Genomic DNA, 14208 nt, shown 5'->3' with positions numbered 1-14208 from the left:
AAATAGCATGAATAATTATTCAAAAGAAGAATTAGAGGAAGGTTTGAAATCTATCAAATCAACTATTGGTAAATGCGAAAAAGCGATACTCAAACTAAAAGAAAACTCGGCTCAACATACATTGCTGTCTCGAAGGATTAAAGCTTTTCATAGCTCAGTTAACTTGATAGAGACAGAGATGTCATATTTGATTAACTCATTTATGGTAGATGATAAAATGCTAAGATAGAAATGAAAATTATTGGAATATCATTAATTTCAATTGTACTAGGTTCGATCTGCTACTACTTTCTGACATTTGATTTGTTGGAAGTTAAATTAGATGAATTAAAGAGAGTGAGAATTGCCGATAAGCCATATGAACTTATTATTTATCGAGTAAACGGTGACGCAACTGTTCAAAACAGCATTCAGGTTAGAGAGCTTGGGGCTGGAGTTGAAAAGGTTTTGGCCAATTACGAAAGGTATGATTCTTTGGTATCTGTTAACTATGTTCAAAGAAGCCTTCAATTGCTATTGAAGAATCCTACATCAAGGACGACAGTACTGGATACAGTATATCTAGAATTACCATAATACGAATTATAAAAGCAGCCCCACATCTAAGAGAGAAACACCTTATTTTACTTCCTTTCGGAGGATCTACGGAATAGTCTTGAAAGGAATCCTTTCTTAATAGGTTTCTCAATGCCCCAAATTAACTCAGTTTCGTGTCGTTTTACATTGTCAATATTTGACCCAATTTGCCCCATGAAAAGCCATTTTGATTTGATTGGTTTCGTAAGTCTGCAATAACAAAATTGTCTGGAAGAGATTGAGCGAATGTTTTTAAAGTTGGATCACCATCTTGTCTTGCATGTTTAAGTTCAATAAATCCATTGTCTTCTTGCCATATATTGAAAACTACTTCTTCATGAATGATGTCAAGATTATATACAGAAGCCTTTTCTTCAGGCAGGCAAACCACTGAGCACCTAATTCTTAAAATTTTTTGTCTCATTAGTGAGAAATAAATTTGGATTGCATTTTCCAATATTATATTTTTGGCTATCAAATATTAAAACAAATAACTATTAAAAACAAAAATCATGAAAACATTAGAAAAATTAATTTCAAAAAAAGTAAAGTCAATTCATTCAGTTACAGGAGGAAAATTTAGCATGAGTTTGGACATGAGTGAGGGCGATAGCGGAATGACCTGGATTAAATGGGTTTCTGATCACGGAGATCATTGCTGCACAGATAATAAACCAGATCCGAAAGGTTGCTAGTCCTAAAAGGTTAAACGCCCTGATAACAGGGATATTTAAATAGGATAAAAGGCGGTGCTTATTTTAAGCATCGCCCTTGTTAATTATACAAGCCCATGAATTGTTAAAAGTAAGGTGGAAAAAAAGGTTCTAATATTAAGTCAGTCGTATGTGGAAGGAACAACTGACGCCGTTTGTTTATGGTTGGATTACTATCGGTTTCCATTTATAAGACTCAATGGAGAGGACTATTTCAAATTGAAAAAATTAGGAGATCTTCCACAAGACGAACAAATAGGTTTGGTATGGTACCGTAGGAAGTTAGGAAGAACTCCTGCTCATTATACCTTAAAGAAGGAGTCTTTTGAAGTTCGTTATGTCATGCGTCGGTTTCTGATAGATGAATTTAACACCCTGCATTCTCTATTATTTTATTCAATTGACAAAAAAAAATGGCTTAACGACCCCATCATTGAAGACCATTTGAATAAGCTAAACGTTTTATTCCTGGCGAAAAAACTACAATTAAACATTCCATACTCAGAAGTATTGACCGACAAACAGTCGTTGATGGAAATGCTGCAACAGTATCCTCACTTAATCGTTAAACCGTTGAATGAATGCGTACTGCTGGAGGATGCGGATCAGACCTATTATAGAATGCTCACCAAGTCCATTAACGAAAAAGACATTAAATCTATTCCTGATACCTTTTTCCCTTCGTTGGTACAGGAAAGAATAAACAAAAAATTTGAAGTCAGGGTGTTTTACCTGGCCGGAACCTTTTATTCAATGGCCATTTTCTCTCAGAGTAACAAGAAAACTGTAGCTGATTTTAGAAATTACGACAATAAAAGACCAAACCGAAATGTTCCCTACAAACTACCCAATGAAATAGAAAGTAAGTTAAAGCGCCTCATGAAGGAGCTTAATTTTGAAACAGGATCAATAGACCTTATGGTTGATATGGAAGGTAATTATATTTTTCTGGAGATCAATCCCGCAGGCCAATTCGGAATGGTATCCTATCCTTGTAACTACTATCTGGAAAAAAAAATGGCGCAGTTATTTATTCAAACCTCAACTAAAAATGAAAAAAAAATTCATCAGTAATCTAAAGGATAAAAAATGTTTGCCGCTCTCTATATATCTTTTAGAAGCAGATGGCTATAGTTCAAAGAATTTCAAAGAAAATATGATCAAATGTGAAAAAGCTGAGAAGATCAATGCCAAAGGTTATGAATTGCTTAATTTCTATAAAGTAATTTCAAAATTCTAACAATGGAATACGTAAATCTATTTGCGAATTGCCAATTGGTGAAGGGGGCAAACAGATCGCTAATTTGTGATCTGCAATTGCAAAAATCATACCCTGTTTCTAATGACGTATATGACGTATTACACCTTTTAAAGCATTGTTCAATTGAGGAGTGCATAGCACATTTTGGTGCCGATAACAAGGATGCTGTTTTGAGCTATATAGAATTTGTGCTGGACAAAGAACTTGGATTTATAGAAAGCCGGATTTTATCGGAACTTGTTCCGCTTGATTTAAGTTGGGATGCTTTTAGTGAGATCACCAATGTCATAATTGAGTACAACGAAGCGATGAATTATGACAACATATTTTTTAAAGCACTAATTAACCTGAATGTTCATTGTTTAGAGATCCGTTGCTACCATGAACCAGACCTGAAGAAATTAGTACTATTTCTGGATACATTTAATGGGAGTACTTTAAAGCATATTAATTTGGTTTTGCCCTATGCAGGTGACATTGACATTCCTTTACTGGAAAACCTGGTAAGGAATAACCTTAGAATAAAGTCCATTCTGATCCATTCTGCTTCTGAAGATAAAAGTCTGCGAATATACAAGGATACTGTTCCGCTCCATTATTTCTCAAAAGTTATTAGTTCCTGTATGGCCTGTGGCCTGATACTTCCTTATCACTTCATCACCAATATGGAATTATTTGCCGAAAGCCAGCAACACAATACCTGCTTGAACAGAAAGTTATCAATTGACTTTAATGGTTTCATAAAAAATTGCCCTTCTATGCCGGATAGTTACGGCAACATGCTGGAAACAGATTTAGACCAGCTATTGGAAAATAAAGATTTTCGTAAATACTGGTCTGTACGAAAGGATGAAATTGCTGTGTGTAAAGATTGTGAGTTTAGACATGTATGTACGGATTGCAGAGCATATATTGAAAATCCACAGGATTTTTATTCAAAACCTTTGAAATGTGGCTATAATCCATACACTAATGAATGGAGTGAATGGAGTACAAATCCAATAAAGCAGAAAGCAATGGAATATTATAAGCTACAAGATTTGGTAAAAAGCAATGAAGCATAAAAAATTTCCTTTTTACAAACAACCCGACTCAAAAGATTGTGGGCCTACCTGTTTGCGTATAATTTGCAAACACTATGGCAAAAGTACTGCATTACAACACATTAGAGATCTTTCTGAAACAACCAGAGAAGGAAGCGGCTTACAGGGTTTAAGTAACGCTGCAGAGTGCTTGGGATTCAGAACATTAGGTGTTCAGATAGACTTCAATACCTTAACAGATGAGGTTCCTTTACCTTGTATTGTACATTGGAATAAAAATCATTTTGTGGTTGTTTATAAAATCGACAAAACAAATAAAGTTTACCTGTCAGATCCCAGTTATGGACTAATTACTTACGGAAAAGAGGAATTTATCAAACATTGGATTGGCGATGGCGCACATGAGAAAACGGAAGAAGGTATTGCCCTTATTTTAGAAACGAGTCCTGCTTTTTTTGACAATGAGTTTGGTGAAGAGGAAGAAAAAAAAATTAGTTTTTCTTTTCTTTCCAGGTACCTCTTTAAGTATAAGTCATTTTACGTTCAATTGGCTATTGGCCTTCTGGCGGGTAGTTTATTGTCGCTGGTTTTTCCTTTTCTCACTCAGAGTATCGTAGATGTGGGGATACAAAAGCAAGACCTTAACTTTATTTATCTGATACTGTTGTCGCAAGTCATGCTTTTCATGGGAAGGACAGGTATTGAAGTGGTTCGAAGTTGGATTTTATTGCATTTATCGGTAAGAATAAGCATATCTATTATTTCAGATTTCTTTATCAAGCTAATGAAACTGCCCATTAGTTTCTTTGATACCAGGATGACGGGAGATATTATGCAACGGATTAATGACAACCACAGAATAGAGCAATTGCTGACCAGTTCTTCGCTCAATACTTTATTCTCATTAGTGAATCTCGTGGTATTTAGCATTGTATTGCTACTTTACGATTACCGGTTGTTTTTAGTGTATCTGACCGGAGCAATTTTATACGTAGTATGGATCACTTTTTTCTTAAAGAAACGAAAGGAGCTGGATTACAAGAAATTTTCGCAGGTGTCTCAGGAACAAAGCAAGGTAATGGAGCTGATCAATGGGATGCAGGAAATAAAATTGCACAACGCCGAAAAGCAGAAACGTTGGGGTTGGGAATTTTTACAGGTGAAGTTATTTAAAATACAGATAAAATCGCTTTCATTAGAACAATGGCAATCAGTTGGCGGCAATTTCATCAATCAGATAAAGGATATTCTGGTCAGTTTTCTTTCTGCAAAATTGGTGCTAAGTGGAGACCTTACTTTAGGTATGATGCTTTCAGTTCAATATATTATGGGACAGTTGAATAGCCCCCTTCTGCAGTTGGTAGATTTTATTAAACAAGCCCAGGATGCGAAAATTTCGTTGGAAAGATTAGCTGAAATTCATACGAAAAAAGATGAAGAGCATCACGAGGAACAGTATGCTGCTGAAATTCCGCAAAAAGATATTGAACTCAATAACGTGTCTTTCCGATATACCGGCTCTCAGTCTTTTGTGTTTGAAAATCTTGACCTGACTATCCCATATGAGAAAATAACGGCCATAGTTGGCGCAAGTGGTAGCGGAAAAACGACGTTGTTGAAATTACTGATGAAATTTTATGAACCAGATAGAGGGGAGATAAGGATTGGTCATGTCAATATGAAAAATATATCAGCAAGGTTTTGGCGGAACCATTGTGGAGTAGTGATGCAGGATGGTTATGTATTTAACGACAGCATTGCTAATAACATTGCGGTAGGAGAGGATAGTATTGACAAACAAAAATTGAGAAAAGCGACAGAAATTGCCAATATAAAAGATTTTATAGAAGAGCTACCCCTAAGCTACAATACCAAAATAGGTAACGAAGGGGTAGGAATAAGTGGCGGACAAAAGCAAAGGCTTTTTATTGCAAGAGCTGTTTATAAAAGTCCTGCGTTTATTCTCTTTGATGAAGCAACAAGTGCACTTGACGCCAATAATGAAAAAATCATAATGGAAAATCTGGAACAGTTTTTTAAAGGAAAAACTGCAATTGTTATAGCCCACAGATTGTCGACTGTAAAACATGCCGATAAAATTATAGTACTGGACAAAGGAAAAGTAGTAGAAGAAGGCACCCATATCGAACTGGTAGAAAAAAAGCAAGAATATTATAGATTAATAAAAAACCAACTGGAACTTGGAAGCTAAAAAAGATATATTGGAAGACCTGGAACTTAGGTCTGAGGAGGTTCAGGAGGTGCTTTATCAAACTCCGAACTGGATGATTCGCTGGAGTAACCTGTTTTTTCTGATCACTATCTGCGTCTTAATCGCAATTAGCTGGATTTTAAAATACCCCGAGGTGATTACAGCTCCGATTACAGTTACCTCTTATCATCCACCGGAGAAAGTGGAAGCAAGAGCCGATTCGAGGATAGAATATATATTTGTTAAGGACCATCAGCATGTGAAACCTGAGGATCTGTTAATGGTTTTGCAGTCGGCTGCTGATTACAAAGACGTATTGCGCTTAAGGTCAATCATAAATTCGATACCCCAACAGGACATTTCTTCATTTCCATTACAGGCGGCCTCCATGCTTAAACTTGGAGAAGTTCAGGAAGCCTATAATGCTTTTGCAAAATCTTTGCAAGACATGCGTCTTTTTGAAAAATTGCGCCCTTATGTACCGGAAGACGTGGCGGCGGATTTGAGCATCGCGCAATATCAAAACAGGATGGCAACCTACAGGCAACAGAAGGTGCTGGAAACGGACAAATTCAAATTGACGAAAAAAAACTTTGAACGCTTAGCCGCTCTTTTTAAGACAGGTGCAATCTCTGCTCAGGAAATGGAAGCCGAGAAAATGAAGTTTTTGCAAGCGAAACAAAATCTTGAAGCCATCGACATTTCTGTGTCTCAACTTGAGGAATCAGTAAATAATGCAAAAAAAATAAAGAGAGGTGTTACGATTAGCAGCGAGAAGGATAATATCAATTATAAAATGCAGTCGTTACAGTTGTTTGAGCAACTAAGGAAGAAGCTTAGAGATTGGGAACAAAGTTACCTGCTGGTCTCTTCTACACATGGTACCGTAGGCTTCCAACAGTTCTGGAGTCCAAAGCATTTTGTCAAAAATGGGGACTTGTTACTGGCTATCGTTCCGGATCGGAAAGAGAATCTGATGGGGAAAATGTTTGTTCCCGCAGCAAATTCGGGAAAGATAAGCAAGGGAAAAAAGGTACTCATTAAATTGGATAACTACCAATACCAGGAATTTGGCATTGTTCGGGGAAAAGTCCAAAGCATATCTTTGTCACCTGATAAAGATGGAAATTACTACGTTGAAGTACTGTTACCGAGCGGCCTGAATACTTCTTATGGAAAGAAACTCCGGTTTGACAAAGAGCTTAAGGGGAATGCCGAAATAGTTACAGACAACCTGAGGTTAATTGAAAGGATTTTTAATCAGTTCAGGTCTCTACTCAGGTATCAGGATTAATAAGACAGGAGTCTTATTTGTTGACTTTAGCAAGGTTATATACAATTTCGATATTATTTTGAATGGCTTTTGATATCCGTTCTTTTCCTTCAGGTTTATTAATGTCGATGCCACAAAATTTACTACCACAAGATTTTGCATGCAGTGCCAGGTAATAGATACCTGCAATTTGCAGTGCCAAAACTGCCCGGATATCAACCGTCGAGTTTTCAAAATCCTTATCTAAAATTGCAAGCAATTCTATCCCCATTTCTTCTCTCTGATCTGCTGCACTCCTCAACATTTTATTCTTCCCTTCCAATCCCCAATGCATGATCTTTTGCTGAGCTTTATCCTTCAATAGGGCTTCAAATTGCCCCTGCAATAGCAGGTTTACTTCTGCTTTCCCGAGGTGATCTGGATTTTCCACGATGCTTTCGATCATTTTTTTTGCTCCCGACTTCCAGAAGTCTTTTTTAATGACATAAGTTTCCACCAGATTATCGAGCGTTCCGAAATAAGTATAAATAAGTTTCCTGTTTAATCCAGCTTCATTGGCAATATTAACAGCGGTAAGACCGGGGTAGCTGTGTTTCTGCAACACTGTGCCTACCGCCTTTACGAGTTTTTCCATGGAGCGGGCTTTTTCACGAAGTGGTCCCGAAGATACTTTTCTTGATGTTGGCTCCTTACTTTCAATTTCCGTTTTCTTAATTTTTGCCATTATATTCCATGATTGAGAATTTGCAAGTTGTAACTTTTCCATGAAAGATTCAAATACCCAGTCAGATATTGTTTAAAAGCTGTATCTGAGCCAGATTGGGATCCCCTCTGGATTATTTTGTATATCGGTAGATAATCGCTGATAATCACTGCATAATTACGATAGGCAATGATAATTAAATAGTCAACAGTTCACGTGTAGTATTTTTGTGGTAGTCTATGAGGCTCATCTCCGTTAATTTCAGGTAAGGTAGGATTTTACTGTAAAACAGATACAAACATGAAATTAGATAATCAAATACAATGGCAAACTTCCTGTTCAAAAAATTTTATCTATAATGTAATTTTTTGATAACTTGGAGTATAATCCCCAAATAAGGAATTTTTTAATTTAATATAATGACCGGAACAAAAATTTGCGCGCTAAACCTCCATCCGGATGAAATTGAATATTTAGAGCATAAAAATATAAAACTATTTAACGGGAGTATTGGTAAACAGGTAACGATACAATATGGCGCATATGAAAGGGCACGACATTGTTTGCCACAGGTAACTCTTCCTAAGAACCTTCACGAATATAACGTTATCATAATCGACCTCAATTACGTAGATAACTGCCCTTACAATGAACAGGATCACACCAGGGGAAAAAATAAAACAACAAAGGACTACTATTTCGTTTGTCATAAACCTCAAACTTTGTTTGATCCCAGGGCATTCGTACTTCAGACCCTGAGGAATGATTTAGTTCCTGTATTAAAATCAGGTGCAATGGTTGTTGTTTTTTGCAGCGAGGATGAAACAATCGACTATCATTTTAACATGTCAGAGACTGAACATACCGCAAATTTATATTCATTCATTAGTGATTTGCCGAGGCATGAGAATCTGCATGGAGAGGTATTGAAGGTACCAGAGCAAGATGGGGAACTTTTTAATCTGATGAAAAAACATGTCGGAGAGGCAAATTACCATATTGTATTCCATCTCCCTGAAATTTATCAGGATCAAAAATATATATCCAATCCTGCTTTTGTGCCCCTCTTACTCACCGGAAAGAGGCAGGTTGCCAGTTTTTATACGATTCACCAGGATTCGGGTGTTTTTTTCTTTCCCGATATAAAGGAAAAGGGTGCGTTTTTAACCAGCTTTCTAAAGGATGTTGCTCCTATTTACCTGCCGAAATTATTTCCGGAAATGGTTAAAGATAAATGGCTGGAAGAGGCAATGTACAGGCTGCCTAACCAGGACCGGTTATTTGCTGAAAAAGAAAAACTAAAACAGGATTTCCAGAAGGCACTAAAGGATAAGGAGCTGGAAATTAAAGGGAATGAGGAAAAATACAATTTTCTAAAGCAAATGCTGAGTTGTACCGGCAAGGAACTCGTTGACGCGATCATCACATTTTTTAAGTGGATCGGATTCCAGCAGGTTATTGACCCGGATAGTTTAAAAGTACCTGGTCAGGTTCTTGAGGAAGACATACAGATCCAAACCGAGACCGGTTTGATTATTATTGAGGTCAAGGGCATTTTTCGGACTTCCACAGATTCGGAATGTTCGCAGATTAGTAAAATAAGGTACAGAAGGATGAAGGAGAACAAGGATCGCGATATCCATGCGCATTATATCGTAAACCATCAGCGAAATAAAGCAGCATCCGAACGGACGAACCCACCCTTTACTGAGCACCAGATAAATGATGCGAAATATGATGACCGTGGGCTTTGCACAACATGGCAGCTGTTTAACCTTTTTAAGGCAATAGAAAAAGGAGTAATCACAAAAAAGCAGGCCAGAGCAGCCTTTTATAAAACCGGCTACTTAGACTTTATTCCCCTTGAAGCCCGGGAACTAGGAAAACCAAAGGAGCTTTTTAAAAATAATACCATTGCTATTTTGAATATGGAAGATCATCCTAAGGTCAAAGTAAATGACAAAATACTTTTGGTAATGAAAGAAGAATTTGAAACTGCAAAAGTATTGTCAGTTCAAATTGATCAGAAGAGCGTACCTGAAAGTGACAGAGGAGAAGTTGGGCTAAAGTTTGATACATCTATAAAAAAGGGGGCATCACTATACCTGCTAAAAGCAGATTGATCTCGGCCAGGATGTAACATATATTGACACGAACTTTAGACATCACATTGATGAAAGTTTTAATTTAATTATCTTTGGCTAAAACTAAATTATGCTCACGTTACTTTCTAAGACCCCTGCCAGCTGGCAGTCCTGGCTTGTTGCAACCACCCCCTCAGCTTATGAACTAGCCAAAGACATCATATTACCATTAACCCTGGCCGCACTAGCAGCATTTGTGGCCTGGTGGATATTTATTATAGAAACCAAAAGGGACAAGAAAAAGGAAATAAAATTGGAAAGGCAGCAGGAGCGTGACAAGCTAAGCTACTTTTCGATTATGATCCGCACGATTATCGATGATGTAGAATACCAAAATAATGCATTGAAAGAATTTTCGGACCAGATCAGTATAGATCCCCTACAAATCCCTATGATGACCTATTTGTCTCTGAACAATCTGAGAAGGATCACTTTTGATCTGGATCTTGAAAAATATCTGCTGGCTTATGTTAGCTATTTCGACCGGGACAGGCAACAGGCTGTAAGAGAATTTAATACAATGAGCGGTTCCCTGGATGTCCTGTTTGAAATCTTTAAGAGCCTCCCGGAACAGCTTGAAAAGTCCCATGGGTACGATCATTCCAGGAAGGAAAAGTTTCAGGAAATCCAAACTACGGCACATAATTTACTCGGACCCCTCACAATCAGACTACAGACTACCGCACCAGCAGTTGCTAATGAACTAGGTGCTATAGGTCTAAAATTTTTCAGTGCTGCTGCAAGCCCATATGATTTGAAGTTGTATTATGACCTTTTCTTTGTCCCGTTTAATAAGTTCGCCACTAAGTATGTGGGGAGAGGAATGGCTGAGGATGCTCTGATTGCGGAGTTGGCTACCTTAACCAGGGATGGAAAACAGGTTTATCTCCAAATCATTCAGGAAAACAAGGCTATAGCACAAAATTTTTTGGATCAGGTGAACACGATAACAGATGCCATAGCAGATTTGAAAGAGGCATCCAGCCGTCTGAATGAGAATTTTACGAATTAGCAGATGCAAAAGGACAAGTTAAAAATTGTAAGAATTATTAATGAAGGTCTGCAGTCGGCAGATTTGGGAATGGACATGCCGGTGATTACCGTGGATGATCTTAATCTTGCAACTTATTGGGATGAAAGGGGGCTCATTAATTTTTCGGATGTCAGTACAATGAGAAGGATATTTGATAAAATATCCAGGAACAGGATCCGTGATTTTGGGCAGTTTCATCATTTTAAAGGCGTTAAATATGCCAAGCAAATCATTCAGGAGAAGTCAATTCAGATCAGTGATTTATTCTCTAACGATGCTAATGATTTTGCGGAATACACGGAATTTTACAAAAGACTGGGCTTATTTCATCTTTTGATCCCTACCGATTATGCAGATCAGAAGAAGACGGGGAATGGGACGGTCGACTGGACCTCACCAACGCCTTCAGACCTGGACCGGAAAAGGATTTTTGTGCTTTGCTTTACCCAGGATAATCATAATGAACGCTTCTGGGCGAACTATGCCAAAGATGACACCGGGGTAGCTCTCGGTTTCAGGTTTTCAAATTTTAACCAGGACAAATCAGGTTTGTATGACTTCCGGGATGTCTTTTATGATAAGGGATATGCTTTTGACTTTTACAATCAGATCAATTACCGTCTTAAAAAGGAGTTTAAAAGGCAAATGTTCATAACCGATGTTGTGATGTTTTCAAAATTTTATAAAAGGGGGCATTACAATTGGGAAAATGAAACCAGGTTGTGTTTTGATTACGATGAGGTACCAATTTTGAACAAAGGTGTTTTGTTAAGTGAGCTTTTTCCAATGAGCACGGACGAGAGTTCAGGAAGAAATTATATAAACCTGCCTCTAAAGGGGAGCGAGACAATCAATCCGCTATTTGATCTGGAGATTACTGAGCTGGTATGTGGTTCAAAGGTGAGTGAGCAGGATTATCAGGATCTTAAATCGTTATTGAACGTGAACTTTCCAGATGCAAAGATATGGAGAAGGGTATAGTATAGAGGTTATCTATTATGATTGTGCTAAAGATAAGTTACATCGCTTGTGGGACAAAGTCATAATCAAGGTCTTTTTGATTTATATCCTGTTTTGTTGGCCCAGCAAGGCAAGCTCCAATGAAATACAGGGATATTGCTAGTTATTTGAACACTGATCAGTTTCATTTTTCTACCTTAATAAAGAAAATTTATCCAGGTTTGATAAGGAGAATAAATCCTAAATCAAATTAGTGGCCAGCCAGATTGAACAGAATGTTGAGAAGCGTTATGTAAGAGTTACCTGAAGTGACAGATTGGTTGTGAATTATTAGCTTATGCATCGTCAGCATCGCGAAAGAAATTTATGGATTTTTTTGGAATTAAATAAAAAAGAACTCTGAAAATGGATTAAATCATATTTATCCTTATGTGAATCTGGTCCAACGATACTACAGCGGATGGGGCCAATCCAGAAATTTGTCAAGAGATTTACTGTAAGAGGTCGCTGTCCTAGGTGATGTAGGGACAAAGTTTACCTGTAGTTTGCCCTTGAGCAGTTTGGGATCATTGGCTATCATCAGCTCATATTCAAACTCAAACCCCTTCATGTCATCCACTGTTTGGAAACATACGGCAAGCTTACCAAATTTAGAGGATTGATGGTGTTTCAGATAGCTGCACCTCATGTCTACCTGTAGACCGTTAGCCTTTTGAATGGAGATCCAAGGCTTTGGTAAAGATGGTGATGATAGCGCATGAGCCGATGCTTTGTCGTGCAGCTTGTTCGCCTTCATTAGAAGCTCGTCAAGTGGGAGGGGTTTCTCTGGTGGTATAGGAGAAAGCGGAAATGGATTGAATGTGTCGGCTAGTTCGATGTTGATCCCCTTGGGAAACCTCAGGCGTAGATCAATATTCTCTGCGGGAACGTTTCCTTCATTATAGATTTCCAGTTCGATCTCGATGGACAAGAGCCGACTGATATGCCAATTGTAAAGTTGAGGGAGATATCCATGCCGATAATTTTCGAAAAACCAGTCCAGATCTTCATTATACCTTTTGCTTTCGGTATACATGATGCTTTCTGCAAGGGCGCTCTGATATACGAGATCCCTCTGTGTGGGCATTTTGAAGGGGATTTTGTGGTATGCATACTTTTTTTTCACCTCTTCCATCTTCTGAGCGAAATATTGATCAAAGGTCATTGTTCCGTGGAACTCTGGGAAATTTATATGCTTACTTTTTCCTCCAAGGAACAGATCAACTTTGGGAACGCGGTTTTTCAGTTCATTGTTCTCCCTGGCCAGCTTTTGTAACCGAATTTCATTTTCGTCCGGTTCCTCTGCAAGCAATTCGCTATCTAATAGCTTTATCGTTTTGATGCCGAGATTTCTTGCCTTCAGTCTAGGGCCAAAGTCTTCACTGACCAATATTTTTTGGTCACCAGAATTTTCGGGAGAAAATTCCAATATTGCCGCTAGCAGACAATCGTCCTGTTCAGATTTCTCAAGACTGTTTTCCAAAAATGTTGTGGAGGTGGGCCTCTTGTCAATAAGAATCCAGTCCGAATCTTCGTGATCCATGATCTGCTCGAAAAGCTTGGTGATAGATTTGGCCCTGTTGGCGATCTTTTTTTTTGGATTACGCCGGTGCTTATCTATTTCAGCGATAACGATAGGGGCTATCACCATGATGCAAGAACCTTTCGCATAATTATTCCAGTCGATTTCCATTGGCGGTTTACAGTGTAGAAGGATATTGGTGTCAAGAAAAAGAAAGTTTTTTGCCATAGTTGGATTTGCTATCCCGAATCTAGCAAAAGAGAGGGACAATTAAAATTTATGGAAAGTCAGCTTTTTCCAATCTACGATTTCGGCCTGCAAACCCCTAAGCGGTTGCCTTTTTTCTTTTGCCGAAATATCCAATATGGAGGCCGAATTGGGAAATTCGGAGAATGTGGCTGCTTATTCCGAAATCAATATATGTTTTTAAGATTAATAGTTGGCTATAGCTCATATTATGGAGTATCTAAATATGTCCTCTGTAGACAATTACAGAGAAACCATATTTTATTTATCATTAATTAAATATGCTATATTTGATTTGATAACCATATTTGTTTTTCTACACTCTGATCCAAAACAATAGGTAAAATTACGTAAAAAATCAGTGGTTGCAATTTGTTGTGTTTTTGATTTAAGCTATTGATTTATAGTATTTTATATTTTTTTTCATTAGCAAGTAATCGATAAGTGTTGCATAATCACGCGCGGTCAATGAAGAAGTCGAAG

Annotated in this window: 13 protein-coding genes; 10 read left to right on the top strand and 3 right to left on the bottom strand. The window is 37.7% G+C overall.

All coding sequences use genetic code 11. The annotated features are described in order from the left end of the window. The first annotated feature begins 231 nt into the window (after window positions 1–231). The gene (locus tag BLS35_RS04585; protein ID WP_090778276.1) at window positions 232–576 is read left to right on the top strand and encodes a hypothetical protein; all 345 of its coding nucleotides are present in this window, start codon (window positions 232–234) and stop codon (window positions 574–576) included. 142 nt (window positions 577–718) lie between these two features. On the opposite strand, the gene BLS35_RS04580 is transcribed toward BLS35_RS04585, so the two are convergent. Continuing rightward, window positions 719–1000 (bottom strand): hypothetical protein, encoded by a 282-nt coding sequence (locus tag BLS35_RS04580; RefSeq protein ID WP_132225926.1) that lies wholly within the window; start codon window positions 998–1000, stop codon window positions 719–721. 88 nt (window positions 1001–1088) lie between these two features. Between BLS35_RS04580 and BLS35_RS04575 the strand changes: the two genes are divergently transcribed. The 6 genes from BLS35_RS04575 to BLS35_RS04550 all read left to right on the top strand — a co-directional run bounded on the left by BLS35_RS04575 (window position 1089) and on the right by BLS35_RS04550 (window position 7099). Then, entirely contained in the window at window positions 1089–1271 is a 183-nt protein-coding gene (locus BLS35_RS04575) for a hypothetical protein (RefSeq protein WP_048905624.1), read from the top strand. A gap of 114 nt (window positions 1272–1385) precedes the next feature. Continuing rightward, window positions 1386–2363: a grasp-with-spasm system ATP-grasp peptide maturase gene (gene gwsG / locus BLS35_RS04570; protein ID WP_165973218.1), complete on the top strand. Its 978-nt coding sequence runs from the start codon at window positions 1386–1388 to the stop codon at window positions 2361–2363. Further along, entirely contained in the window at window positions 2341–2529 is a 189-nt protein-coding gene (locus tag BLS35_RS04565) for a hypothetical protein (RefSeq protein ID WP_090778270.1), read from the top strand. Before gwsG ends, BLS35_RS04565 begins: the two co-directional genes overlap by 23 nt. Before the next feature lie 2 nt (window positions 2530–2531). Then, window positions 2532–3614 carry a grasp-with-spasm system SPASM domain peptide maturase gene (gwsS, locus tag BLS35_RS04560; protein WP_090778268.1) on the top strand — a complete coding sequence of 361 codons (1083 nt, stop codon included), beginning with the start codon at window positions 2532–2534 and terminating at the stop codon, window positions 3612–3614. After that, a complete protein-coding gene (locus tag BLS35_RS04555) occupies window positions 3604–5805 on the top strand; it encodes a peptidase domain-containing ABC transporter (protein WP_090778266.1) in 2202 nt (733 codons plus the stop codon). The genes gwsS and BLS35_RS04555 overlap by 11 nt, the downstream gene beginning before the upstream one ends. Further along, on the top strand, window positions 5795–7099 hold the full coding sequence (locus BLS35_RS04550) for an HlyD family secretion protein (RefSeq protein ID WP_090778264.1): 1305 nt from the start codon (window positions 5795–5797) through the stop codon (window positions 7097–7099). The genes BLS35_RS04555 and BLS35_RS04550 overlap by 11 nt, the downstream gene beginning before the upstream one ends. A 13-nt stretch (window positions 7100–7112) precedes the next feature. On the opposite strand, the gene BLS35_RS04545 is transcribed toward BLS35_RS04550, so the two are convergent. Continuing rightward, entirely contained in the window at window positions 7113–7802 is a 690-nt protein-coding gene (locus BLS35_RS04545) for a TetR/AcrR family transcriptional regulator (protein WP_090778960.1), read from the bottom strand. Between the two features lie 398 nt (window positions 7803–8200). On the opposite strand from BLS35_RS04545, the gene BLS35_RS04540 reads away from it, so the two are divergent. The 3 genes from BLS35_RS04540 to BLS35_RS04530 all read left to right on the top strand — a co-directional run bounded on the left by BLS35_RS04540 (window position 8201) and on the right by BLS35_RS04530 (window position 11939). Continuing rightward, the gene (locus BLS35_RS04540; protein ID WP_090778262.1) at window positions 8201–9904 is read left to right on the top strand and encodes a hypothetical protein; all 1704 of its coding nucleotides are present in this window, start codon (window positions 8201–8203) and stop codon (window positions 9902–9904) included. A 91-nt stretch (window positions 9905–9995) separates the two neighbouring features. Further along, window positions 9996–10937 (top strand): hypothetical protein, encoded by a 942-nt coding sequence (locus tag BLS35_RS04535; protein ID WP_090778260.1) that lies wholly within the window; start codon window positions 9996–9998, stop codon window positions 10935–10937. A gap of 3 nt (window positions 10938–10940) precedes the next feature. Further along, window positions 10941–11939 carry a DUF2971 domain-containing protein gene (locus tag BLS35_RS04530; RefSeq protein ID WP_090778258.1) on the top strand — a complete coding sequence of 333 codons (999 nt, stop codon included), beginning with the start codon at window positions 10941–10943 and terminating at the stop codon, window positions 11937–11939. Window positions 11940–12369: 430 nt separating this feature from the next. On the opposite strand, the gene BLS35_RS04525 is transcribed toward BLS35_RS04530, so the two are convergent. Continuing rightward, complete coding sequence (locus tag BLS35_RS04525; protein WP_090778256.1) at window positions 12370–13707, bottom strand: PIN domain-containing protein; 1338 nt, start codon at window positions 13705–13707, stop codon at window positions 12370–12372. Window positions 13708–14208: the final 501 nt, after the last annotated feature.

The organism is Pedobacter sp. ok626 (assembly GCF_900100435.1).
Lineage (GTDB): Bacteria > Bacteroidota > Bacteroidia > Sphingobacteriales > Sphingobacteriaceae > Pedobacter.
Note: the sequence above shows the minus strand (reverse complement) of the source record. Positions and strands in the feature narration are given on the sequence as shown.